This window comes from Nocardia sp. NPDC051787, assembly GCF_040681325.1.
Lineage (GTDB): Bacteria > Actinomycetota > Actinomycetes > Mycobacteriales > Mycobacteriaceae > Nocardia.
In genome coordinates, this window is sequence record NZ_JBFAYO010000004.1 from 287607 (window position 1) to 311883 (window position 24277).

General features: G+C 68.4%; 17 protein-coding genes, 1 pseudogene and 1 riboswitch. Of the genes and pseudogenes, 8 read left to right on the forward strand and 10 right to left on the reverse strand.

The annotated features are described in order from the left end of the window. Nucleotides 1-126 precede the first annotated feature (126 nt). The 9 genes from AB0M45_RS06580 to AB0M45_RS06620 all read right to left on the reverse strand — a co-directional run bounded on the left by AB0M45_RS06580 (nt 127) and on the right by AB0M45_RS06620 (nt 11819). Nucleotides 127-2292: a CoA transferase gene (locus AB0M45_RS06580; RefSeq protein ID WP_364323604.1), complete on the reverse strand. Its 2166-nt coding sequence runs from the start codon at nt 2290-2292 to the stop codon at nt 127-129. Between the two features lie 903 nt (nt 2293-3195). Next, nucleotides 3196-6006, reverse strand: a complete 2811-nt coding sequence (gene gcvP / locus AB0M45_RS06585; protein WP_364323605.1) for an aminomethyl-transferring glycine dehydrogenase — start codon at nt 6004-6006, stop codon at nt 3196-3198. A 157-nt stretch (nt 6007-6163) separates the two neighbouring features. Continuing rightward, nucleotides 6164-6264: riboswitch (glycine riboswitch) on the reverse strand. Between the two features lie 112 nt (nt 6265-6376). Then, a complete protein-coding gene (locus AB0M45_RS06590) occupies nt 6377-7732 on the reverse strand; it encodes a M14 family zinc carboxypeptidase (protein ID WP_364323607.1) in 1356 nt (451 codons plus the stop codon). A gap of 134 nt (nt 7733-7866) precedes the next feature. Further along, on the reverse strand, nt 7867-8424 hold the full coding sequence (locus AB0M45_RS06595; RefSeq protein ID WP_067479230.1) for a MerR family transcriptional regulator: 558 nt from the start codon (nt 8422-8424) through the stop codon (nt 7867-7869). 186 nt (nt 8425-8610) lie between these two features. Beyond that, nucleotides 8611-9084: a bifunctional nuclease family protein gene (locus tag AB0M45_RS06600; protein ID WP_040777944.1), complete on the reverse strand. Its 474-nt coding sequence runs from the start codon at nt 9082-9084 to the stop codon at nt 8611-8613. A 157-nt stretch (nt 9085-9241) separates the two neighbouring features. Continuing rightward, entirely contained in the window at nt 9242-10045 is an 804-nt protein-coding gene (locus AB0M45_RS06605; protein WP_364323609.1) for a MerR family transcriptional regulator, read from the reverse strand. Between the two features lie 94 nt (nt 10046-10139). Continuing rightward, complete coding sequence (locus AB0M45_RS06610; protein WP_040777937.1) at nt 10140-10625, reverse strand: FHA domain-containing protein; 486 nt, start codon at nt 10623-10625, stop codon at nt 10140-10142. Nucleotides 10626-10793: 168 nt separating this feature from the next. Further along, nucleotides 10794-11192: a glycine cleavage system protein GcvH gene (gene gcvH / locus AB0M45_RS06615; protein WP_364323612.1), complete on the reverse strand. Its 399-nt coding sequence runs from the start codon at nt 11190-11192 to the stop codon at nt 10794-10796. Between the two features lie 42 nt (nt 11193-11234). Then, nucleotides 11235-11819 carry a CDP-alcohol phosphatidyltransferase family protein gene (locus AB0M45_RS06620; RefSeq protein ID WP_364323685.1) on the reverse strand — a complete coding sequence of 195 codons (585 nt, stop codon included), beginning with the start codon at nt 11817-11819 and terminating at the stop codon, nt 11235-11237. A gap of 230 nt (nt 11820-12049) precedes the next feature. On the opposite strand from AB0M45_RS06620, the gene AB0M45_RS06625 reads away from it, so the two are divergent. The 4 genes and pseudogenes from AB0M45_RS06625 to AB0M45_RS06640 form a co-directional block, all read left to right on the forward strand. Beyond that, the gene (locus AB0M45_RS06625; protein WP_364323614.1) at nt 12050-13744 is read left to right on the forward strand and encodes a GMC family oxidoreductase; all 1695 of its coding nucleotides are present in this window, start codon (nt 12050-12052) and stop codon (nt 13742-13744) included. A gap of 49 nt (nt 13745-13793) precedes the next feature. Next, nucleotides 13794-15191: a DUF2252 domain-containing protein gene (locus tag AB0M45_RS06630; RefSeq protein WP_364323616.1), complete on the forward strand. Its 1398-nt coding sequence runs from the start codon at nt 13794-13796 to the stop codon at nt 15189-15191. A 133-nt stretch (nt 15192-15324) separates the two neighbouring features. After that, on the forward strand, nt 15325-16209 hold the full coding sequence (locus AB0M45_RS06635) for a nuclease-related domain-containing protein (RefSeq protein WP_364323618.1): 885 nt from the start codon (nt 15325-15327) through the stop codon (nt 16207-16209). Nucleotides 16210-16580: 371 nt separating this feature from the next. Then, a pseudogene (locus AB0M45_RS06640) lies at nt 16581-16862 on the forward strand (phosphatase PAP2 family protein); the annotation flags it as partial. A gap of 73 nt (nt 16863-16935) precedes the next feature. On the opposite strand, the gene AB0M45_RS06645 reads toward AB0M45_RS06640, so the two are convergent. Next, nucleotides 16936-18867, reverse strand: coding sequence for an acyl-CoA dehydrogenase (locus AB0M45_RS06645; RefSeq protein ID WP_364323620.1), 1932 nt, complete (start codon nt 18865-18867; stop codon nt 16936-16938). A 100-nt stretch (nt 18868-18967) separates the two neighbouring features. Here AB0M45_RS06645 and AB0M45_RS06650 point away from each other — a divergent pair, with 100 nt between their 5' ends. From AB0M45_RS06650 to AB0M45_RS06665, 4 genes are all read left to right on the forward strand, one after another. Beyond that, nucleotides 18968-19621 carry a TetR family transcriptional regulator gene (locus AB0M45_RS06650; RefSeq protein WP_364323622.1) on the forward strand — a complete coding sequence of 218 codons (654 nt, stop codon included), beginning with the start codon at nt 18968-18970 and terminating at the stop codon, nt 19619-19621. Next, nucleotides 19621-20553 carry an ABC transporter ATP-binding protein gene (locus AB0M45_RS06655; RefSeq protein ID WP_364323624.1) on the forward strand — a complete coding sequence of 311 codons (933 nt, stop codon included), beginning with the start codon at nt 19621-19623 and terminating at the stop codon, nt 20551-20553. Before AB0M45_RS06650 ends, AB0M45_RS06655 begins: the two co-directional genes overlap by 1 nt. Then, nucleotides 20550-22181, forward strand: coding sequence for an ABC transporter permease (locus AB0M45_RS06660; RefSeq protein ID WP_364323626.1), 1632 nt, complete (start codon nt 20550-20552; stop codon nt 22179-22181). Before AB0M45_RS06655 ends, AB0M45_RS06660 begins: the two co-directional genes overlap by 4 nt. Before the next feature lie 131 nt (nt 22182-22312). Beyond that, on the forward strand, nt 22313-24235 hold the full coding sequence (locus AB0M45_RS06665; protein ID WP_364323627.1) for a VWA domain-containing protein: 1923 nt from the start codon (nt 22313-22315) through the stop codon (nt 24233-24235). Nucleotides 24236-24277: the final 42 nt, after the last annotated feature.

The window sequence follows — 24277 nt, forward strand, 5'->3', positions numbered from 1 at the left end:
ACCCGTAAGAGTCTGTGGGTGGCGCACCGGCACGGACCGCGACGTTGTCCCGATAGTAGTCGGTATCACCGACGCCGACTACAGCGGCGGCGTCGCGAAGCAGTGACAGACGTTGGTAGTCAGGCATCAGGCACCTGCCCTGATACCAGCGCGCTCGGCCGAGGTGGCGTGCGCCGCTGTCAGCTCGGCGTGAAGTGCGATGTCGACGACGCCGAGCCGTGGCATCGCGGTTCGCACCCGCGCAGGAGTGGCGGCAAGGCGAAGCGGCGACTCGAGGACTGTCCACGCGTCGCCGTCGATCGTCGGCCGGGACACCAGCAGTCCTCGTGCCGCAGTCTGGTCGGCCTCGATGACCTCGACGACAGTCCGCACAGGAGCGATCCGGGTCAATGTGGGGTCAACTGCGGCAACGAGCTCATCCCTCGTGAGAGCACGTGTCGTTGTGTCGAGCTCGTTTTCCCCGACGCCGAGCACCGCCGCGATGTGGGCGCGGTCCAGCCCGACAACGGCCACGTGACCGTCGGCGGCGCCGATGATCTCGCACGGCTCGGGGGAGGCGCCGTTCCAGATGTGCTGGCCCGCCCACACGGTTGCGTCTTGCATCGCGATGTCCAGCCGAGTTCCGGAGCCATCTGCGTCGCGGGCGAGGAGCGCGCCGAGCACGGCAACCAGGCCGACCTGGCCACCGAGCTGGTCGGCGACCGAGATCCCCGCTTTGGTCGGCATGCCGCCCTGCCGGGTCGCCGCCATTATTCCTGACATGGCCTGGACGACGGTGTCCAGCGCCGGTCTACCGTTGTACGCCGAGTCATGTCCGAATCCGGTCATGGAGCAGTAGACAAGCCCCGGATGCTCTCGCCGCAGGTCCTCGGCGGAGAAGCCGAGACGGCCCAAGGAGCCCGGTTTGAGATTCTCGATCAGCACGTCCGCAGTCGACAACAGGGCGTGGAGTGTGCGGGCGTCCTCAGGATCACGCAAGTTGAGGACCATGCCGCGCTTGTCGGTGTTGCTGACGGCGAAAATGTAGGTGCCGGCACCTTCCCGAAAAGGGGCGTTGGACCGGTTGACGTCGCCGGTAGGAGGCTCGATCTTGATCACGTCGGCTCCGAGTGCGCCGAGCTGGCGACCGGCGAGAGGTGCGACCGTGTTCATCCCGATCTCGATCACTCGAATGCCCGCGAGGGGGAATCCACCGAAGGTGGTAGTTCCGTCAGCCGTTCCGCGTCGCGGTGCTCGATACGTCTCCGCAAGTTCGGTAGCACCGTACGGCGGGATCGCAGGCGCAGTCTGAACCCGTTCCCCGAGAAGAGGTCCCGGCACCAGGACCCCGACTGAGTTCTGCGGGTCGGTGGCACGGACCACCATGCCACGGTGTCGCAGGTTGGGCTCGTGCTCGAGGTCGTCGATATCGATAATCGGCCCGCTCGGTATCCCGGCCGCTGCCAGTGCATCCAAGCACTCGGCGACAGTGCGGTCCCGAGTCCACGCGCTGACGATGCCGTCGATCTGCTCGAGGTGCTCGAGGCGGCCACCAGAGGTGGCAAGATCGAGTGACACGGCAGCCTCGGGCGCGCCGACCACATCGCACAGCCGCCGCCACTGGTCGTCGGTCGGGGCGCACACCATCACCCAGCCGTCCCGGGTCGGGTAGCTGTTCCAGGGAGCGAGGATCGCATGCCGGTTGCCATCGCGGCTGGCCTCACGTCCCGCGAAAGCCAGGGGTAGAAACGCCGCCAACGCATTGACGCCGACGTCGTAGAGGGCGATGTCGATCTCCTGACCGATGCCGTGCCGACGAAGCACGCGAATGGCAGCGAGAACGGCGGCGGCGGCGTACGCACCTGCCTCCATTTCCAGCAGCGGCGCGGGAGTCACCAGCGGCGGACCGTCACGGCGGCCGGTCACCTCCGCCGTGCCTGCCCATGCCTGCACCAGGGCTTCGCTAGCTGCGATACCGCTGAGCGGGCCGGACCCGCCGAACGCGGTGATGTCACAGCGCACCTGGCAGTTACGGCGCTCGGGGAAGGCGACAGTCGCGGTGGTATCTGAGCTCGTGATAGCGATGTCGGCCACGTCGAGCAACTGCTCGATCGCCGTCGCTGTCGCACGGACGCTCTCCTTGCCGGCAAGGCGTACCGGACGGGTCGCGGCTGTCGCGCTGCACTCATCCTCGGCCACGACGACACGCGCCCCGAGGTCGCGCAGTAGCGACCCGCACGCACCGACGGCGGGCCGAGCACCGACCTCGACCACCAACATCCCCGCAAGCGGCTTGCAGACTTCTGACGCCATGCACACCTCCATGTGCGTTATGCGCACATTCTGTGCGCATAGATAGCGTATCGTAGATCACAGCACAGGTCTATAGGCATGACAGGCAGTGATGTCGACCAGATAGCCCACCACGAACGAGATCGTGTCGCAGCCCGCGACTTCCGCTTTGACGACCTCGAAGAATCGGTGCACGTCGAGGGTGGTTTATCAGGGGCGTTGCCAATGAGCCTGAGGTAACCACGGCATTCGGCCATCAAATTGGGCAGACCCTGCATGTCTGCTCTGCCCGCTCGGGCCGCCACCTCCACTCAGAGCCGAACGCGCGCGACCGCTGAATGGCATCACCAGCAGCCGGCAGCAGGAACAACCTCGTAGCTGGCACAGGCTTACAGTTGGAACCCTGATCACGAGCAGTTACTACCGACACGACGAAAGAGGAAGCTAGCCTCGGCGATTCGTGCGAGCTGAGTCGGTGGCGTTTCTGGAATCCGTCTTTGGTCGGTGCCCCCAGGCGACCCGGTGTTGAGCGTCACCAGGAATGACGATCACGGCGGCTGAGCTGTCATCGTGGTTGCCGGTGGGGTGGTCGGCGTCAGTTGGGGGTTGATCGGGATGGTCTGCAAGTCAAGGTGACGACGAGATCGGGTGCGCGGCACCCCCGTTCGTCGGACTTGGCGGATCTTGACCGGGGTGCCGTGCGTAGCGCGAGAGGCATTGATGGTCACAGTAGAGGTCGACGCGGTTCGCGTCGAGATCCGCCTGGCGCGGGTGAAATTTGTTGTCCGGCTTGCGATGCAGGGGTACTGGCGCAATGCGGGCGGGCCCGGCCGCGGCGGGTGGGCGCCGGCAGGTGATCAACCGTAGCGGCCGGTCTCGAAGGGATACGGTGGGCACCACAACTCGAGGTGGGGTCTGCCGGACTCAGTCCGCGTACGTCTCCAGCGGCGGGCACGAGCACACCAGGTTTCGGTCGCCGTACGCACCGTCGATCCGGCGCACCGGTGGCCACACCTTCGCCCTGGCGTGGCCTAGGCCGCGCGGATAGACGGCGACTTCTCGGCTGTAGGGGTGCTCCCACTCCCCCACCAGCGATGCCGCGGTGTGCGGCGCGCCGCGCAGCGGGTTGTCGGTCACCGGCCACACGCCTGTGGCTACTTGGTCGATCTCCGCGCGGATGGCGATCATCGCCTCGATGAAGTCGTCCAGCTCGGCGAGGTTTTCGCTCTCGGTGGGCTCCACCATCAGCGTGCCCGCCACCGGGAAGCTCATGGTCGGCGCGTGGAATCCATAGTCCGCGAGACGTTTGGCCACATCGTCGACCGTGACGCCGGTCTGCTTGGTGATATCACGCAGGTCCAGGATGCACTCGTGCGCCACCATGCCGTGCTCACCGGTGTAGAGCACCGGGAAGTACTCGTCGAGCCGCCGCGCGATGTAGTTCGCCGACGCGATCGCCGATAACGTGGCCCTGCGCAGCCCGTCCGCGCCCATCATGCGGATATAGGCCCAGGTGATCGGCAGGATCGACGCCGACCCGTACTTCGCCGCCGACACGGCGTGCGACCCCGCTTCCAGCGGATCGCCGGGCAAGTAGCGCGCCAGGTGCGCACGGACCGCGACCGGGCCGACACCGGGACCGCCGCCGCCGTGCGGGATGCAGAACGTCTTGTGCAGGTTCAGGTGACTCACGTCGCCGCCGAACCGGCCGGGCCTGGCCAGACCCACCAAAGCATTGAGGTTGGCGCCGTCGACGTAGACCTGGCCGCCCGCGTCGTGCACCAGCGCGCACAACTCGGCGACCTCGTGCTCGTACACGCCGTGCGTGGACGGGTAGGTGATCATGATGCAGGCCAGCCGGTCGGCGTGGTCGGCGATCTTGGCGCGCAGGTCGTCCAAGTCGACGTCCCCGTTGTCGCGGCACTTCACCACCTCGACGCGCAGCCCGGCCATGGCCGCCGACGCCGCGTTGGTGCCGTGCGCGCTGGACGGGATGAGACAGGTGTCGCGATGGGTGTCGCCGCGGTCGAGATGGTAGCGGCGGATGGCCAGCAGTCCGGCGTACTCGCCTTGACTGCCCGCGTTGGGCTGCAAGCTCACCGAGTCGTAGCCGGTGATGTCCGACAGCCAGCATTCCAGGTCCGCGATCACCCGCAGCAGACCGGGTGCGTCCTCCACCGGAGCGTACGGGTGCACGCGGGCGAAGCCGGGCCAGGTGATCGCTTCCATCTCCGCGGTGGCGTTGAGCTTCATCGTGCAGGAGCCGAGCGGAATCATGCTGCGGTCCAGGGCGATGTCCTTGTCGGCCAGCGAGCGCAGATAGCGCAGCATGGCCGTCTCGGTGTGGTATTTCGTGAACGCCGGATGGGTCAGGTACTCCGAAGTGCGGTTCTCGATCGCGGCGACCGGTGCGGGCGCCCCCGGCTCGGACGACACCGCGGTACCGAAGGATTCGAGCACGGCCGCGATATGCGCGTCGGTGGTCGCCTCGTCGCAGGCGATGCCGACGTGGTCGGCGTCGACCAGGCGCAGGTTGATCCCGCGTGACTTCGCTTTCGCCACCACGGCTTCGGCGCCGCCGGGCACGTGCGCGAGCACCGTGTCGAAGAAACTGTCGTGCACAACCGCGCCGTCGAGCCCGCGTGCGATCGCCGCGGCGTGCCCGTGCACCCGGCGAGCGATGGCGCGCAGGCCGTCGGCGCCGTGGTAGGCGGCGTACATCGCGGCCACGATGGCCAGCAGCACCTGCGCGGTACAGATGTTGGAGGTCGCCTTCTCCCGGCGAATGTGCTGCTCACGCGTCTGTAGCGCGAGCCGGTAGGCGATGTCGCCGTCGGCGTCCACCGAGACGCCGACCAGGCGACCGGGCAGCTGGCGGGCCTGCGCCTGACGTACGGCGAGGTATCCGGCGTGCGGGCCGCCGAAGCCGAGCGGGACGCCGAAGCGCTGGGTGGTGCCGAAGCACACGTCGGCGCCCTGCTCACCCGGCGGCGTGATCAGCGTCATCGCCAGCAGGTCGGCGCCGATCGCGACGAGCGCGCCACGCTCGTGCGCCGCCGTGATGATGCCGGTCCGGTCCACGACGCGGCCGGAGGCCCCTGGTGTCTGCGCCAGCACACCGAAGAACTCGCCGTCGGGCAGCACGCCGGTGGACAGGTCGGCTTCGACGATCTCCAGGCCCAGCGGCTCGGCCCTGGTGTACAGCACCGTCCTGGTCTGCGGGAACAGATCGGTATCGATGAGCAGCCGCGCGGACTTGGCTCTGCCTGCGCGACGCAGCAGCGTCATCGCCTCAGCGGCGGCGGTCGCCTCGTCCAGCATGGAAGCGTTCGCGACGTCCATTCCGGTCAGCTCCGACACCATGGTCTGGAAGTTGAGCAGCGCCTCGAGCCTGCCCTGGCTGATCTCCGGCTGGTACGGGGTGTAGGCGGTGTACCAGGCCGGATTCTCCAGCAGGTTGCGCATCAGCACCGGCGGGGTGAGCGTGTCGTAGTACCCGAGGCCGATCATCGAGGTGGCCACGATGTTGCTCTGTGCGAGTTCCGCGAGTTCGGCGAGCGCCTCGTGCTCGGTGGCCGCCGGGGGCAGTCCGGTCAGGCCGTCACCGTCCAGGATGCTGGCGGGCAGTGCCCTGTCCGCCAGTTCGTCGAGCGACGGCACGCCGACGACATCGAGGATCCGGGCTAGTTCCTCCCGGTCGGGTCCGATATGGCGGTCGGCGAATGAGCGAGTCACAACAGCTCCCAAGGTCGGGTCGGGTCGACCGCGCGGTCGACGGGTACCGGCCCTCCCCCTCTGTCGTGGCGCCTGAGAGATTCGGGTGCCGCGACCGGTGGCCGAGACCCTTTCCCCATGGGCGGGCGGCTCGAAGCCACCGCTTTCCAGAGGCGCCGAAGCCCGCACGGTCCCTGTTGCCTGAGAGATTGACGGGGAGGTGCTGCTCCTTCGGCGCCCGGACTCGCTTCGAGACCGGGACTCTCCCGCACGGCGGCGACGCACCGTCAGTTTATGCTGTCCACCTTTCCGCGTCTTCAGGCCGTACCAGTCGGGTGCCGCGGAAGTTGCGTTCAGGTCCTGCGCCGGGTACCTGGCTGGGTTCTGGGCGTCAGATCGGCAGGCCGTCACGCAGCCTGGTTGCCGCGAGCAGGATCGATTCCGACTGGATCCGCACCAGGCGCTCCAGGGGCACCGCGACGCCCGGCGCGTTCTGCTCGACGTCGGCGCACCACTGCTCGAATACCGCGGCGAACCGGTCGCGTTCAGTGACCAGCGCGGGGGCGGCGTCGCGGCGGTATTCGTCGTCGAGCAGCCGCAGCAGCATCCCGCCCAACCGCAGGCGCAGCATCGCGGTCCAGTCGTACTGCTCGACGAAGATCTCGCCCCTGGTCGCGATCCGATTCCGTTCCGGCACAGCCTGTTTGCTCACCGCAAGACCGGGCAGTCCGGCGACCAACGCGCGCACCGACCGCTCGAACGGGCTGCGGCCGCTCAATCGGCCGGTCACTCGCGCGAGCACGCCGGCGGCGACCTCGGCCATGGCTCGGTAGTCGGCCGCGGTGGCGTCCAGCAGGTCACCGAGCACACGGTCGCCCGCGGATCCGTCGCCGATTCGCTCGTCGACCCAGAGTGGCAACTCGCAGACCAGAATGGCCGAGCCGTAGCGCGCCGTGTAGTCCCGGCAGCCGCCCCCGCCCAGCGCGGTGACCGCGTCGAGGCCTTTCGCCGCGAGCAGGTCGGCCATCGCGCCGAACAGCGGCAGCTCGAAGACCCCCTGCGCCAGCGTGCGAGCGCCCGGCGCGTCCGGTTCGCCGTGGTAGATCGGGACGTCCGCCACCGAGAGCCGATCGGTGAGCGCCGACCAGTACTCGGCATCGCCGCCGGAGGTGTAGAAGAACCCGCCGCCGAACTCGGCGTTGTGCAGCGACGCGATCAGCGCGGGCCGGGTACGGTCGATCAGCGCCATCATGGCTTTCGTCTCCGGCAGCGGGACGCCGACGGACCGGCCGCGCCACACGGTCGGAAAGCACCATTCCGGCTGTTCGGCCGCGGGCGGGCGGTAGAAGCCGCGCGCCACACCGGTCCTCGTGTGCGGGCCCGCGAACCACCCTTCGTTCAGCCGGGTCCCGTCCGGGTCGACACAGAGCACGAAATGCCAGGTGGCGCCCAAGGTCGCGGCGTCGTCGGTGACCATCCTGCCGAGCAGATGGCGAATCGTGGCCATGCCGATGGGCTCGTTCGGGTGCGGGTTGCCCAGCACCAGGATGTGCCGCGGCCCGGATCCCACCCGTACTTCGCGAATCGGATCACCGCCGCGCGATCGCCCGAGTTCGGTGATCGTCACCCGGCCGGGATGATCGGCGGCAAGCAGGTCGGCGAATTCGTTCAGCTCGTCGACGGTCGGGAACGCGCTGATGCGGCCGATCGTCCCGACCAGCTCGGCGATGTCATCGGCTGCCCGCACGACGCCCCCCCTCCTCGCTGCCGTGGCGGCCCTTTCCTCCGCCGCGACCGCACTACCCCGCACCACGGCCGGGAGGCTGCACGCCTGGCCCGGCCGTCGGAGCGCTGTCGATCGTCCTGTCTCGGGCGCGGAGGCTAACCCGTCTTGCGGTTCATCCGCGCCTTGCGGCGGAACGACAACTCGTCCTCGGGTCGTTCGGTGACCGTCGACGCGCGTTCCGCGGGGAAATTCGCGATGGCGCCGGTTAGCTCACGCATCGCGCCGCTGACGGCGATGCCGAAGACGCCCTGTCCGCCCTGCAGTAAATCGACGACCTCCTCGGCCGAGGTGCACTCGTAGACCGACGTGCCGTCGGAGAAGAGGGTGATTCCCGCCAGGTCCTGTACGCCGCGGCTGCGCAGATGATCGACCGCGATGCGGATGTTCTGCAACGAGATGCCCGCGTCGAGCAGCCGCTTGACGATCTTGAGGACCAGGATGTCCTTGAATGAGTACAGCCGCTGGCTCCCCGAACCCGCCGCGCTTCGGATGGAGGGCACCACCAGACCGGTGCGCGCCCAGTAGTCGAGCTGCCGGTAGGTGATCCCGGCCACCTGGCAGGCACTGGGGACGCGATAGCCGACCAGGTCGTCAGGTACCGAGTCGTCCGGGAACAGGCCTGGCTGTACCACATCCTGCGATTGCTCTGCCACTGACCACTCCCTTGCTTCGCCGACGCATTCCCAGCCTCATCGATGACCCGGCTCCGTCGCCGACCGAACCGGTGCGGATTCGGCCGAAACGGACGTGGCCCAACTGTCGAGATTACTCCCCCGATTGTCCAGGGAGCGGCGTCGTCCAGCCAAACGCGACGCGCGGTAAAACTCTCGACCTCTACTTCAGCTGTCGGTCGCCTTGAAGTCGTCCGGAGACACCGACTCCAGGAACTCCTTGAACTTCTCCACCTCGTCCTCGCGCTCGTCCGGCATGACCAGGCCGGCTTCCTCGAGGACCGACTCTTCAGCGTAGATCGGGCAACCCACCCGCAAGGCGATCGCAACCGAATCCGACGGCCGCGCCGAGATCCGCAGATCATTCTCGAAGACCAGATCCGCGTAGAAGGTGCCCTCTTGCAAGTCCACGATCCTGACCTCCTTGAGGGTGTGGCCCAGCTCGGTGATCAGGACCTTGATCAGATCGTGCGTCAGCGGGCGGATCGGAGTCACCCCCTCTTGTTCGAGCACGATCGCGGTCGCTTCGGCCTGCCCGATCCAGATCGGCAGATACCGGTCGCCCGCCACCTCACGGAGCAACAGCACGGGCTGGTTCTGTGGCTGCTCGACACGGATGCCGATCACGCGCATTTCGCTCATCGCACTGCCTCCCATACTCGCCGCCGGCCCGGCATGACCGCTGCAGAGCTAGCCGTACCACGAGTCTAGGCGAACCCGCACCGGTCCAGCGATCGGTCTACACAGCCGAAATCAGCGTGTTGGGTCGGCGAAACCCGGAACCCGAGCCGCCGAGGGGTCAACCCCCCAGCGAACTCCGGACCGAGGACTTCACCAGACAGGTGTGCAATGTCAGCGACAGCGCGGCGAGTTCGCGCACCGTCTCCTCCGCGCGGGCGCGGGCATCCGCGTCGCGGCTCTTCGCGATCGGGGCGGCGATCTGCGCCACGAGCGCGGCCTCCCGATCGGCCGCGAGCTTGAACGCCCGCAAATGGCGCGCCTCCAAACCGAATTCGGCCATCGCCCGGGCCGTCTTGGCCAGCGTCACCGCGTCGGCGTCGAAGTACCCCGCCGGGCCCGGCGTGATCAGGTTGGCCCGGATGAGGTCGCCCAGGAAAGTGTCATCGATCCCGGCCTGGTCGAGCAGATCTGCCCGGGTGACCCGGATTTCGTGATCGAAACGCAGGTCGTCCGGGGAGATCTCGTTCGGCACGACACCCAGCCGCCGGGGCGCCGGGGCCGGGCGCGCGCCCCGGTCGGAACCCCGCGTGGACTGCTCGCCATCCGGCGAGACGTGCCCGGACTCGGTCTCTCCGGTCCGCACGGAGTGCGCCCGGGCGCGGGCTTCCCGCACGCCGAGCGTCGCCGCACCACTGTCTATTGCCTCGAGCTGTTCCTTGATCACCTTCAACGGCAGATACTGGTCGCGTTGCGCGGTCAGCACGAACCGGAGCCGTTCGACATCCGCGACGGAGAATCTGCGGTAGCCCGAAGGCGTCCGCTCCGGCCGGATCAGGCCCTCCGCTTCCAGGAAGCGGATCTTGGAGATGGTGACGTCGGGAAACTCGGGGCGCAGCAGGTCGAGCACGGAGCCGATCGACATCCCTCCGCGTGCCCACTGCGCCGCACCGGTCACCGCGCCAGGTCTTTCATGACCCCGAGCCTTTCCAGAGGTGTGAGACCCAGCGTCGGCGCTGTCATAGACTCCCCGCACCCGCCGACGAGTCGGTCACCTGGGCGCGCGGTCCGGTGAGGAATACCAGCCGGAACTTGCCGATCTGCACCTCGTCGCCGTTCTGCAGCTCCGAGGAGTCCACCGGCTCCCGATTCACGTATGTTCCGTTCAGGCTGCCCACATCGACGACCTGGAACGAATCGTCGTCCTGACGGAACTCGGCGTGCCGACGACTGACGGTGACGTCATCGAGAAAGATGTCACTGTCGGGGTGGCGGCCCGCCGACGTGGTCGGCTGATCCAGCAGGAACCGCGAGCCCGCGTTCGGGCCGCGCTTGACGACCAGGAGAGCCGCTCCGACCGGCAGACCCTCGACCCCTTGGACCGGCTGCTCGCCGGTCACCTCTCCGGCGCGCGACGCGTCGACCTCGTTCAGGAAATCCGCGCGGAAGACCGACGTCGTCTCGGCCGCGGTCTCCCCGTAACCCGGGTCTTTGTTCTCGCTCACCGTTTCTCTCCTCCTCGAACCTGATTATCCATGCAAGCAGGTGATGCCTCTGGCACCACGACCTGCCGTCGAGTCCCTAGATCCCCGGCACAGCCGCCGGGTGCATCTGTTGGCATTGACCGTACCCTGCCGGGCCGCACCCGTGCAGGTAGAACTGGGAAGGCTGCTTCAGCCCCCGATAACTCCTTGATAACCTGCGGCATCCAGCAGTTCACCGAGCGTCACGTCGAGGCTCGCGGCATCGCTCACCTCCAGTTCGAACAGCCACCCCTCACCGTAAGGATCGGTGTTCAACGTCTCCGGCGCCGAGCTGAGCTTGTCGTTCACCGCAACGACTTTCGCGCTCAACGGCGCGTAGATGTCGGACACGCTCTTGGTCGACTCCACCTCCGCGATGCTGTCCGCGGCGGCCACGTCCGCGTCCGTCTCGGGCAGCTGCACGAACACAACGTCACCGAGTTGAGACTGGGCGTAGTCGGTGATGCCCACCCGAACCCGGGTCGGGGCGATCCGGCGAACCCACTCGTGCTCCTCGGTGTAGCGCAGATCCTCGGGGGTCTGGGTCACATGCCGTCCTTTCGTTTGAACGTTGCACGCAAACTCTATCGGCTAGGCCGTCCGATGCCCCACAGCCGGTATCGCTCTTGCTACGGCGATGGCTTTGCCGGTATAGAGCACGCCGGTCCACAGGTAGACCGCCGTACCCCAGATCAGTAATGCCCCGCCGAAGGCCCGCCCGAAACCGGCGGCCGCCCAGTCCATCTGCCCGGCCAGCAGCCACGGCAGCGCGGACATCAGCGCGAAGGTGGCCGCCTTGCCCAGATAGATCACCTCGGGCGGGGGCAGTTCGCGGCGCTTGTACACCGACAGCGTCGCGGTGAGCACGAGGTCGCGTCCCACCAGCAGCGCCGCCACCCACCAGGGGATCAGGCCGCGGATCACGAAGGCCGCCAGCGTGGTCACCAGAAACAGGCGGTCGACGAACGGATCCAGCAGCGCGCCCAGCCGGGAGGACTGGTCCAGCAGCCGCGCGAGCTTGCCGTCCAGGAAGTCGGTGACGCCGCTGGCGACCAGGAGCGCGAACGCCCAGCCATCGGCCCGCTCGATCAGCAGCAACCACAGGAACAGCGGAACGCCGAGCAGGCGCAGCACGCTCAGCACGTTCGGCACGGTCAGGATGCGGTCGGCGAACACGCCGCGCCCCGCCCCGGCGGCGGCGCGTTCCTCAGGTTCCGCGGTACCCGATTCGGTTGTCACGACCCCGTGCATACCCCACCGACCCCCACCCTCGCCATCTCCACGCGCCGATTTCTCGGATATCCGCGCGGCCGGTCGCGTGCGACGATGTTTTCCGCCACAACATGGTCGTGACAGAATGAGTAGAAAAACTTCTCACCGTATGGTCCGGTGAGCGAGAGGAAGCAATGTCCGCATTCGACTACGACGTGGTAGTGATCGGTTCCGGCTTCGGTGGCAGCGTGAGCGCGCTGCGGCTCACCGAGAAGGGCTACCGGGTCGGCGTTCTCGAGGCCGGTCGCCGGTGGAACCCGGAGGACATCCCACGCACGAATTGGGATGTGCGCAAATCGATCTGGGCCCCGCGCCTCGGCCTCACCGGCCCGCAGCGGATCAGCCTGCTCGGCAAGTGCGCCGTGTTCTCCGGCGCCGGCGTCGGCGGCGGTTCGCTGATCTACGGCAACACGCTGTACGAACCGCTGCCGAACTTCTACACCGACCGGCAGTGGGCGCATGTCACCGACTGGCGCGCGGAGCTCGCGCCGTACTACGACCAGGCCAAGCGCATGCTCGGCGTCGCGCCCAATCCGCGCACCACCCCGGCCGACGAGGTGATCAAGGAGATCGCCGATGACCTCGGCGTCGCCGACACCTTCCACCCGACCGAAGTCGGCGTGTTCTTCAACGAAAGCGATCCGGGCGCTGAGGTCGACGACCCCTACTTCGGCGGCGCCGGCCCGCGCCGCAACGGTTGCGTGCACTGCGCGCGCTGCTTCACCGGCTGCCCGCACAACGCCAAGAACACGACCACCACCAACTATCTCTACCTGGCCGAGCAGGCGGGCGCGCAGGTGCATCCGCTGACCACCGCCACCACCGTCCGCCCGTTGTCCGGCGGCGGCTACGCGGTCGACACCGAGCGGTCCGGCCGCTGGATCCGCAAGCAGCGCAGGACCTTCACCGCCGAGCAGGTGGTGTTCGCCGGCGCCGCCCTGGGCACCCAGAAGCTGCTGCACAAGATGCGCGACGACGGGGTGCTGCCGCACCTTTCGCCCCGGCTCGGCGAGCTGACCCGCAGCAACTCCGAGGCGATCCTCAACGTGGTCAGCCGCACCCGCCGCGATTTCGCCGAGGGCATCGCGATCACCTCCTCGATCCACCCGGAGGCCGACACCCACGTCGAGGTGTGCCACTACGGCAAGGGGCAGAACGCGCTGTTCCCGATGTCGGTGCCGATCGTGGACGGCGGCGCGTTCCGTTTCCTGCGCTTCCTGCTGGCCATACTGCTGCACCCGCTGGTCTTCCTGCGCAGCCTCAACGCACGGCACGCGTCGGAGAAGTCGGTGATCCTGCTGATCATGCAATCGCTGGACAACTCGCTGACCTCGTTCCGCAGCCGCGGGCTGCTGCGCACCAGGCAGGGCACCGGCGAGCCGAATCCGACCTGGATCCCGCTGGCGCACGAGATCGGCCGCCGGTTCGCCGCGTTGGTCGACGGGGATACCCACGGCCTGATCATGGACGTGTTCAACATTCCGGCCACCGCCCACTACATCGGCGGATGCGTCATCGGCGACAGTCCGCGGACCGGCGTGGTCGACCCCTACCAGCGGGTCTACGGGCATCCCGGCCTGCACGTGGCGGATGGGTCCGCGGTGACCGCCAACCTCGGCGTGAACCCGTCGCTGACCATCACCGCGCAGGCCGAGCGGGCGATGGCGTTCTGGCCGAACCGCGGCGAACCCGATACCCGGCCGGAACTGGGCGCGGCCTACCGGCGTATCGCGCCGGTGCCACCCGCACGTCCCGCGGTGCCCGCGGCGGCTCCCGGCGCGCTGCGGCTGCCGATCGAGCCGGTACCACCGTCGGTCCCGGCACACTGAGGCCGGCCCCACACCGGCGCGCGTCCCGCACCGGCTAGCGTGATCCGTTGTGTCAGACAGTGCTATCGACCTGCGCTCCTTCGTCCCGGCGGAGGAGGTCCTGGCCGAGGGGCGCGCGCTGCGTCAGCGGGTTCCGGTCACCGCACGGGACCGGGAGGCGACCGGCGCGCGACGTCCGGACGTGCTCGCCTTCCTCGAGGCGAGCAACGCGGGGCGGCTGCCGCACCTGGTACCGCTGCGCATCGGGCGGATGATCGCCTCACCGTTCACCTTCTACCGTGGCGCGGCGGGCTTGATGGCGGCCGATCTGGCCGGCGGCCCGGACAGTGGTCTGCGCGCCCAGCTGTGCGGCGACGCGCATCCGGCCAACTTCGGCCTGTACGGCACGGCGCGTGGCGAAATCATCATGGACATCAATGATTTCGACGAAACCGTGCTGGGGCCGTGGGAATGGGATCTGGAGCGGCTCGCGGCCGGCCTGGTGCTGGCCGGACGCGAATCCGGTGCCGATGCCGACGACTGCCGTACCGCGGCGCGGGACGCCGCCCGCTCCTACCGCCTCGCCGTGGACGCGCTCGCCGCGATGCCGTTCATGGCATCCTGGAGCGCGCTTCCGGACGAATCGGTGATCACCAGCGCCAAGGCCGACGATCTGCTCGACGACTTCAAGAAGGCGGCGAAGAAGGCGCGCAAGAACACCAGCGCCAAGGTGGTGGCCAAGTGGACCGAGCACCTCGAGGACCACCAGACCGGCATCCGCAAGCACCGATTCATCAGTGACCCCCCGATTCTCACCGCGGTGGACGCGCACGTCGCCGAGGCGGTGACCGACGGCCTGGAGCGCTACGCCGAGAGCCTGCTCGAGTCACGGCGTAATCTGCTTGCCCGATTCGCGGTGTCCGACATCGCGTTCCGGATCGTCGGCACCGGCAGCGTCGGCTTGCACACCTACCTCGCGCTGCTCCACGGCAACGACGGTGAGTCGTTGGTACTGCAGGTGAAGCAGGCCAATCCCTCGGCACTGGCCCCGTTCCTGCCCACCCGCGCGGTGCGGCACGAGGGCGAGCGAATCGTTCAGGGAGCCAGGCTGGTTCAGTCCGAATCCGACATCCTGCTGGGCTGGACCACATTCGACCCGACCGGGAACGGTGCCGAATTGCCGTTCATAGTACGGCAATTCCGTAATTTGAAGGGCAGCATCGATCCCGCCGAACTGCCCGCGGACGACCTCGACGACTACGGACGACTGGCGGGCGCGCTGCTGGCGAGGGCTCATTCGCGCTCGCTCGATCCACGCCTGTTGTCGGGATATCTGGACGGCGACGAGCGTTTCGACGACGCGGTGGCCGCTTTCGCGGTGCGGTACGCCGATCGGACCGAGGCGGATCACGCCGAACTGGTCGATGCGGTCCGAGCGGGCCGCATCGCGGCCGAAGAGCCGCAGTAGCGGCAAGCGCTCCGGCCGCGCGAAACCGTTCAACACGCCGAGTGTTGGCGTGGGCGCGGCGAACTCGGTTCGGCACCTCGTATCCTGTCCCCTGTCGGGTCGACGTGAAGGGCGGTCGCCAATGCTCGTGCGAGTGCAGAACGCCGCAGGCACCAATGCCGAGCGCGCGCTCATCGATTGGCTGCGCACCTGGAAGGACCCGGAGAGTCCACACGGTGTCGCGACGATCACCTGCAGCCTGTTCCACAAGGATCGGCTGCATCCGTTCGATGCCGTGATCTGGACGCCGACCAGCTGCGTGATCATCGAGGTCGACGCGCTCATGGCCAGGCAGGACGGTGTGCTGGAGGTCCCGCTGAACGGGCCGTGGACGATCAACGGCGAGCCCGCGGCGATGGAGAGCCGCGACCGCCGCACGCCGCTGGAGAGGTCGCGGGAGCACACCTTCGCAATGCAGGAATGGCTGGCCGCCCGCGGTCTCGGACAGCGCGTCGTGCACGGCGTCGCGCTGGTGGTCACGCTGCCCGGCGCTCAGCTGCGGCTCGAGCAGGCCTGGGCCGACCCGAGTTTCGACGTGATCATCGGCGACGACCCGTCCCGGCTGCGGCACTATTTCGACGCGCTCGCCGCGGAGGAGAAATTCCTCTGGACCGCCAACGACGTCGCCATCGCGTTCCGTGGGCTGGGCATCCTGCCCTTCCTGCCCGCCCCGCAGGACCTGCTCGCCGAGGGCTTCCTCGGTCCGATCGACATCAAGCTGTGGCACGGCGGCCCCAACCAGGCACAGGCGGAGGCGTACGCCGAGGAGCTCGCGCAGTTGGAACGGGACGCACAGGCCTCCGCCTTCGTCGTCCGGGCGCCCTGGTACAGCCCGTGGAAGCTGTATCCGCGGGAGCCGGGCGATCTCGATTTCGGGCGCGCGGTGATGCGCACCGTCCTGGCGATCGGCATGGTCATCGTTTTCGTCTGGGTCCTGTGGTTCGTCGTCACTGCGATCACGACCTACGGACCCGGCTGAGCGATCGAAGGGCCCACCGCGCCGCCACCCGGTTCGGCAGCTGGTGCGGGTCGCCGGCTCGCTATCGTCGACCGGTGCTCGCAGTCAGGCAGACCGGTCGAGGAAAGATCGCTCCCGTAGTAACCGCCCGCGCCGGTGTCGCCGCCACGGGCGCTGTCGCCACCGCGGCGGTTCCTGCGACTCTTCCCTCCGACGGAGGACCCTCCGCACTCGATCGCGCAATCGCCGATCCCATCCACTCGGCACTCGACGCGCGAGCAGGTATCTACGAAGCGCTGGTCGTCCCGAGCAATGAGTACATCCTGCTTCCGCTGCTGGTCCTGGCTTGCGTTCGGTTCGCTCGCCGTGGCGATCTACGACGCGCCGCGACGATGCTCGTCGTGCCGGAGCTGGCCGTTGCGATCAATACCTGGCTGCTGAAACCACTATGGGGGCGACAGTGGCACGACTATCTCGCCTACCCGAGCGGGCACACGGTCCACTTGGTCGCGATCGCGGCCACCTTCGTGCTGCTGTCGGACCTGGCGCACGCACGGCGCGTGGTCTGTGCGGTGGCGGGCGTGGCGATGCCGGCGGCAGCGGTCGGTATGGTCGGCCTCGGCTATCACCATCCGACCGATGTTCTCGGCGGCATCGCGGCGGCGATCACAATGGTGATATCGCTGTGCTGGGCCGCCGAATTCGTCGGCCGCGGCACGACCCGAGGACAGGTTCCCGGCCGCGCCATCAGGTCCGGTCGTACACGCTGGCGTCGTCGAGCATTGCCGCGCGCAGCATCGACTCGGGTACGCCCATGGCCTCGACCAGGGTCAGCGCGTGCGGGCGCAGCCGGTCGACCAGTTCGTTCACACCGCGGCGCACCGCCTTGGCCCGCTCCACCGACATGAACCGGTGCATGATGAACCAGGCCTGGTTCTCCTCGATGGTGGAGTAGACGTACAGATCACACATCGATCCGGCGAGTTCGCGCGCGTCCGGATCGTCGATGCCCGCGATGCCCTCGATGAACGCCTCCAGCACCAAGCGGTCGATGTGCGCCGAGCCCGCGGCAAGGATGTGATCCTGGGCGTTGTTGAAAGCCTCGAACGGGCGGGTGTCCTTGGCCCTGGCGCGCAGCCGGTGTGCCGCGGTCCGGACCAGGTAGTCCTCGCGGTCGGCGAACAGCTGCAGCTGCACCGCCCGGCGCGACAGGTCACCGTCGTCGACGGACTCGCCACTGCGGTCTCGGAGGGTCTGGATCAGCTGGCGCACACCCGATCGTTTGCGCACCACGTCACCGGCCATGGTGGCGGCGAAACGCACCCAGCCCAAGGCGTCCAGGTCGCGCACCTCGTCGGCATAGGCGGTGAGCAATTCCTTGGCCACCAGCTGGGTGAGCACGACGTTGTCACCCTCGAACGTGGTGAACACGTCGGTGTCGGCTTTCAGCGTGACCAGCCGGTTCTCCGTGAGGTAGCCCGCGCCGCCGCATGCCTCGCGGCATTCCTGGATGGCGCGGGTGGCGTGCCTGGTCTGCGCGACCTTCAGGCCCGCGGCGCGCTTCTCCAGCGCGCGCTGCGCGCCCGGTTCGAGATCGTGACCGGTTTGCACCAGATGCATCCGGCGCACCAGGTCGTTCTGCGCGAACGCGAGCGCGTACGACTTCGCGAGCAGCGGCAGCAACCGGCGCTGATGGCTGCGGTAGTCCAGCAACACCGTCTCCACCCCGGTGTCGGGGTCGGCGAACTGGCGGCGCCTCAGCGCATAGCGCACCGCGATGCTCAGCGCGACCCGCGCACCGGCCGACGCGGCGCCGCCGACGCTGACCCGGCCGCGCACCAGCGTGCCGAGCGTGGTGAAGAACCTGCGGCTGGGGTTATCGATCTCGGAACTGTAGGTGCCATCCGGTGCGACGTCGGCGTAGCGGTTGAGCAGGTTCTCCCGCGGCACCCGCACGTGATCGAACACGATGCGCCCGTTGTCCACTCCCGGCAGACCGCCCTTGAGGCCGTCGTCGAAGGTGGTCACGCCGGGCAGGTCGGCACCGTTCTCGTCCCGGATCGGCACCAGCAGGCAATGCACGCCCTGGTTGCCGCCGTTGGTGATCAGCTGCGCGAAAACCGCTGCCATCCTGGCATGTTCGGCCGCGCCCCCGATGTAGTCCTTACGCGCTGACGGCGTTGGCGAGTGCACCACGAACTCCTGGGTCGCCGGATCGTAGGTCGCCGTGGTCTCCAGGTTCGCGACGTCGCTGCCGTGCCCGGATTCGGTCATGGCGAAGCACCCGAGCAGATCCAGCGAGATCAACTGCTTGATGTACTCCCGGTGTCGTTCGGTGCCGAGATTCTCCACCGCGCCGCCGAACAGTCCCCACTGCACACCCGATTTCACCCACAGCGACAGATCCGCGTAGGCCAGCATCTCCAGCCCGACCACCGCCGCACCCGGCTCGCCGGTTCCGCCGTGCTCCCGGCGGAATCCCCGCTCGGCCAATCCCATCGTGGCGATGGCCCGCATCTGGTCGAGCACCCGCGCCCGCGCGGCCTTGTAGTCCAGGTAGGGGTCCGCGGTGAACTCATCGCCCGCCAGCAGGATTCGAGCTTCTTCCCGGACCGCCGCCCAGGGGCCGTCCAGTGCCGCGCGTAGGTGATCCGCCGTTGTTTCCGTGCCGGTAGCCATAACTCGACGATAGCCCGGTGCCCAGCGCCCAAACGGTTGACGCGACATGTCCGCGGGACCTCTTGCCAGACATTGAACACCTGTTTAATATACTGAACATGTGTTTGACCGACAGCCCGTTCCGCAAGGATCCGCCGAGGACCTGAGCACCGCGGCCCGCATTCGCGATACCGCGATCGAGGTGTTCGGCGAGCACGGATTCCAAGTCGGAGTCCGAAAAATCGCCGCCGCCGCCGGTGTCTCCCCCGGATTGGTCAACCATCACTTCGGTTCGAAGGACGGCCTGCGCGCCGCCTGCGACGACCGAGTGCTGCAGCTGATCCGAGACGAGAAGATCAAGGCGATCACCGCCCCCTCCGTCGCGTCGGGCATGCTCAACGCTCTCGCCGAAGTCGAGTCGTACGCACCACTGGTGGCCTACATGGTGCGCAGCCTCCAGGCGGGCGGACCGATGGCGGAATCACTGTTCGAGCACATGGCCGCCGACGCCGAGATGTATCTCGAGAAAGCGGTCGAGGCAGGCACGATCAAACCGAGCCGCGACCCCGCGGCACGCGCCAGATACCTCATGATGCTGAACGTCGGCGCGACCCTGCTGTACATGCAGCTCCGCCAGAACCGTGGCGAACAGATCGACTATCGCAAGGCGATTCGCGAACTCACCGAAGAACTCACTCCACCGGCTCTGGAGTTCTACACCCAGGGTCTGCTCACCGATTCCACGATCTTGGACACATTCACCAAGGAGAACTGATGTCCGACATCATCGAGGTCCGCGACCTCCGCAAGACCTTCGGCCATGTCACCGCATTGGACGGACTGAACCTCACGGTCACCGAGGGCGAGATCCACGGCTTCCTCGGCCCTAACGGCGCGGGCAAGTCCACCACCATCCGGGTGTTGCTGGGCATCCTCCGGGCGACAGGAGGGCGCGTTCGGCTCTTCGGTCGTGACCCATGGACCGACGCTGTCGCCCTGCATCGCGAATTGGCCTATGTCCCGGGCGATGTGACGCTCTGGCCATCCTTGTCCGGGGGCGAGACCATCGACCTGCTGGCCAGGATGCGCGGCGCCATCAACGAGCAGCGGCGCGCCGAGCTCATCGAGCGCTTCGACCTCGACCCCCGCAAGAAGGCGCGTACCTACTCCAAGGGCAACCGCCAAAAGGTGGCCCTGATCTCCGCGCTGGCCTCCGACGTCCGGCTGCTGCTGCTCGACGAGCCGACCTCGGGTCTGGACCCGCTGATGGAGCAGGTCTTCCGGGAGTGCGTGCACGAGGCGCGGGAGCGCGGCACAACTGTCCTGCTGTCCAGTCACATCCTGTCCGAGGTCGAAGCGCTGTGCGACCGGGTGACCATCATCCGTGCCGGGCGCACGGTGGAGAGCGGGTCGCTGTCCGAGCTCCGCCATCTCTCGCGCACCTCGATCACCGCCGAATTGCTCGGCGACCCAGGCGATCTGAGCCGTATCCCGGGTGTGGAGGACATCGAGCTCGACGGCGCCACGCTGCGCTGCCAAGTCGAGGGCGAGCACCTCGGAGAGCTGATCCGGGTGCTGGGCGACACCGGCGTTCGCAGTCTCACCAGCGCGCCACCGACGCTGGAAGAGCTGTTCCTGCGGCACTACCACGTCGACGGCGACAGCGCCGAGTCCGCCACGACCACCGGGGAGAAGGTGCGAGCATGACCACCGCCATCGCCGACCGCGCCGCCGCGGCACCGGCATTCGGCGGCGGAGACTTCGCGGGGACCGCCAGGATGCTGCGCCTGTATCTGCGGCGGGACCGGGTGGTGCTGCCACTGTGGACGCTGCTGATCGGCCTGATGCCCGCCTTGCAGGTGGTCAGCGTCAAAGATCTGTACAGCGCCCAGGCCGATCTGGACCGCTTCGCGGCGACCACCGCCGACAGCCCGGCGCTGATCGCCATGTACGGCCCGGTGTTCAGCTCCGAACTCGGCTCGATCGGCACCTGGAAAGCAGGCGCCATGTACAGCATGATCGCCATCGCCACGGTGCTCACGGTCATCCGGCACACCAGGGTCGAGGAGGAGACCGGACGCGCGGAACTGGTGGGCGCCACCAGCATCGGCCGCTTCGCCGGCCTCACCGCCACCCTCATCATGACCTACGCGGGCGCGCTGCTCGCCGGGATCGCCTGTGCCCTGGCGCTGTACGGCGCCGACCTGCCCGGTGCGGGGTCGGTGGCCTTCGGGGCCGCGCTGGCGACCTCGGGCATCCTGTGGGGCTCCATCGCCGCGGTGGCCGCCCAGGTGAGCGCGGGGGCACGGGTGGCGCGCGGCGTCGCGTTCGGCGCGCTCGGTGCCGCGTTCGCCCTGCGGGCGGTCGGCGACGCCGGAAACGGCGTGCTGTCCTGGTTCTCGCCGATCGGATGGTGTCTGCAGATCCGCCCGTACGCCGAGGAACGCTGGTGGGTGCTGATCCCGCTCTCCGCCGTCGCGGTGCTCGCCACCGCGGCAGCGTATGTGTTGCTCGGCAACCGCGACACCGGCTCGGGACTGATCGCGGAACGTACGGGACCGTCGATGGCGAGCGCGGGCCTGGCCGGTCCGCTCGGGCTGGCCTGGCGGCTGCAGCGCGGCACCCTCGTGGCGTGGACGGTCGGCTTCGCGCTGTACGGCCTGCTGATCGGCGGCGCGGTGAACAGCGTCGGTGACATGCTCGACGGCAGCGCGGCCGTCCGCGACATGGTCACCCGGATGGGCGGTTCGCAGGAGTTGCAGGAGTCGTTCATCACCTACGCGATCACGATGCTGGCCGCGGCCGCGGCGGCCTACTCGATTTCGGCGGCGCTGCGCCTGCACGACGAGGAGTCCAGCACCCGAGCCGAGTCCACGCTGTCCGGTGCGGTAGGGCGCGCCCGCTACGCGCTGAGCCACATCGGTTTCGCGCTGCTGGGTCCCGCGGCGGCACTACTGCTCTCCGGTGCGGCGATCGGCGTCGTCTACGGCGCCTCCGACGGCGACCTCGGCGCGCGGCTGCCGCAGTCGATCGCCGCCGCGGCCGTGCAGCTGCCCGCGGTCTGGGTGGTCACCGGCATCGCGGTGGCCCTGTACGGTGTCGTGCCGCGGTTCGCGCCGGTCGCCTGGGCCGTGCTCAGTGCCATGGTGGTGATCTTCTTCGTCGGTTCGCTGGACGGACTGCCGCAGTGGATGGTCGATCTGGTGCCGTTCGTCCATCCGCCGAAATTGCCCGGCGCGCAGTTCCAGGCGGAGCCGGTGCTGTGGCTGCTCGGCATCGCCGCCGCTCTGGTCGCCGTCGGCATCGCCGCGTTCCGCAGGCGCGACCTGCACTGATCCACATCACCCGTGGCCCGCGCGAACGTCCTCGCGCGGGCCACTTCCCGTGGCGGGGCAGTTCGGATCGCTTCGCGGAGTGTTTGCCCAATACGGTGTACAGGAACGATGTACCTACGTGCCATTGCGATATGGCGAACACATTGACAAGGACCATGCCGAGATTCACCAAGTTCACCGCCGTGCTCGCCACCGCCCTGATCGGCGCGGCACTTGCCGCCCCCGGGGTATCGGCACAGCCGGACCGCGCCGAACAGCCGCCGCAGTACGCGCCGACCATGCTGATCCTGGACGCGTCCGGGTCCATGCAACGACCGGATCCGGCGGGCACCATGATGGACGCCGCCAAGACCGCGGTCCGCTCGTTCGTCGAGGCCGCGCCCGCCGAGTCGAAGGTCGGCCTCATGACCTACGGCACGAGCACCGGGAACACCGAGGCGGAGAAGATCACCGGATGCCGGGACGTGCGGCTGCTGCGGCCCGCCGACGCACTCGACAAGGCAGCGCTGACCACCGCCGCCGACGGCATCCAGGCCCGCGGCTGGACCCCCATGGGCACCGCCCTGCGGCAGGCCGCCGACGCCCTGCCCGGCGCCGGCCCGCGCTCGGTCGTGCTGGTCTCCGATGGCGACGACACCTGCGCCCCGCCCGACCCGTGCGAGGTCGCGCGTGAGGTGAAGCAGCGCGGCATAGATCTGGTGATGCACGCGATCGGCTTCGCGGTGGACGCGAAGGCCCGCGCCCAGCTGACCTGCATGGCGCAGGCCACCGGCGGCACCTACACCGACGCGGCCGACGGTCGCGCGCTGGAACGTGTCCTGCCGCGAGTGAGTGCCGCGGCCCTGCGCAACTACCGCGCCGCGGGAACGCCCATCACCGGCACCGGCAGTCATGAGACCGCGCCGGTCGCCTCCCCTGGCCAGTATCTCGACACCATCGGCCAGAAGGAGACCCGGTATTGGGCGGTGGACGTGCCCGCGGGGGCGACCGCCTATTTCAGTGGCACGGTGTCGTTTCCGCGCGTCCCGGACGTCGGGCCGACCGATGACCTCAACACCCTCCAACTGCGCGTGTACGGCGCGGACGGTCAGGACTGCCACGTCTTCGAATCCGAGCTGACCACCAAATCCAGTGACGGCGAGGCACTTACCGTCGCCAAGGCCTTCGACGGCGCGACAAAGGAGCGGACCGGCAGCGCCAGCGGCGACAAATGCCGCGGCGGTGGCCGCTACTCCTTCGCCCTGACCTGGGACAAGGTCTCCTCGGGCGTCCCGGAGCGACTGCCGATCGAACTGCTGGTCGGCATCGAGCCCCCGGCGGCCGATCCGGGCAAAGCCCCCACGACGACCCTCACGGCTTTCTCCGAGCCGACCGGTTCCGGCACCCCGGTGACCGGCGGCGGATCGTTCAATGTGGCCGCGCCGCTCGCCGGTAGCGGCCGCTACACCGACACCCTGCGGCAAGGCGAGTTCGTGTTCTACCGCGTCCGGCTGGACTGGGGCCAGGGCTTGGCCTACCGGGTGCACTTCGGCGGTAACGGCGGACGCGGCCTGGACAACCTCTCCAATGTCCGCACCGGGCTCTACAGCCCGATCCGCGAGGAGATCGGCTTCGACTCCGGCGCCTACACCGGCACCGGCACGGTGCTGCCGAGCAAGGACGCGGCCGCGACGGTCCCGATCCGCTACGCCAACCGGACCGCCGACGACATCAAGGCCCGCAGGCAATCGGTGCCGGGCTGGTACTACATCGCGGTGAAGGTCGGCTCGACCTTCGAAGAGGGCAACGCGGCGCCGGTGCCGATCCAGCTGGATCTGACCGTCACCGGCGCGCAGGAACCGGGACCGACGTACTCCTCCGGCGTCGCCGACGGCGTCTTCGGGGAGAAGGCGTCCGCACCGCGCGTCACGCACCAGACGGACGCCGTGGCCGCCGCCGACGACGCGGAAACCGGGTCGCGCGGTCAATGGCTGCTGGTCGCGGGTCTCGGCGCAGCAGCCGTCGTCGTGGTCGGCACCATCGTGGGCCTGCTCGTGCTGCGCAGACGCGGCTAGCTGCACCCGGCCATCAGGTTCGTGGTGTTGTCTCGGTCGAGG

Coding starts and splice junctions, on each gene's coding strand:
- AB0M45_RS06580 (WP_364323604.1), bottom strand. CDS start 2,292: ATGGCGTCAGAAGTCTGCAAGCCGCTTGCGGGGATGTTGGTGGTCGAG.
- AB0M45_RS06600 (WP_040777944.1), bottom strand. CDS start 9,084: ATGAGCGAAATGCGCGTGATCGGCATCCGTGTCGAGCAGCCACAGAAC.
- AB0M45_RS06605 (WP_364323609.1), bottom strand. CDS start 10,045: ATGTCGATCGGCTCCGTGCTCGACCTGCTGCGCCCCGAGTTTCCCGAC.
- AB0M45_RS06625 (WP_364323614.1), top strand. CDS start 12,050: ATGTCCGCATTCGACTACGACGTGGTAGTGATCGGTTCCGGCTTCGGT.
- AB0M45_RS06645 (WP_364323620.1), bottom strand. CDS start 18,867: ATGGCTACCGGCACGGAAACAACGGCGGATCACCTACGCGCGGCACTG.
- AB0M45_RS06655 (WP_364323624.1), top strand. CDS start 19,621: ATGTCCGACATCATCGAGGTCCGCGACCTCCGCAAGACCTTCGGCCAT.
- AB0M45_RS06660 (WP_364323626.1), top strand. CDS start 20,550: ATGACCACCGCCATCGCCGACCGCGCCGCCGCGGCACCGGCATTCGGC.
- AB0M45_RS06665 (WP_364323627.1), top strand. CDS start 22,313: ATGGCGAACACATTGACAAGGACCATGCCGAGATTCACCAAGTTCACC.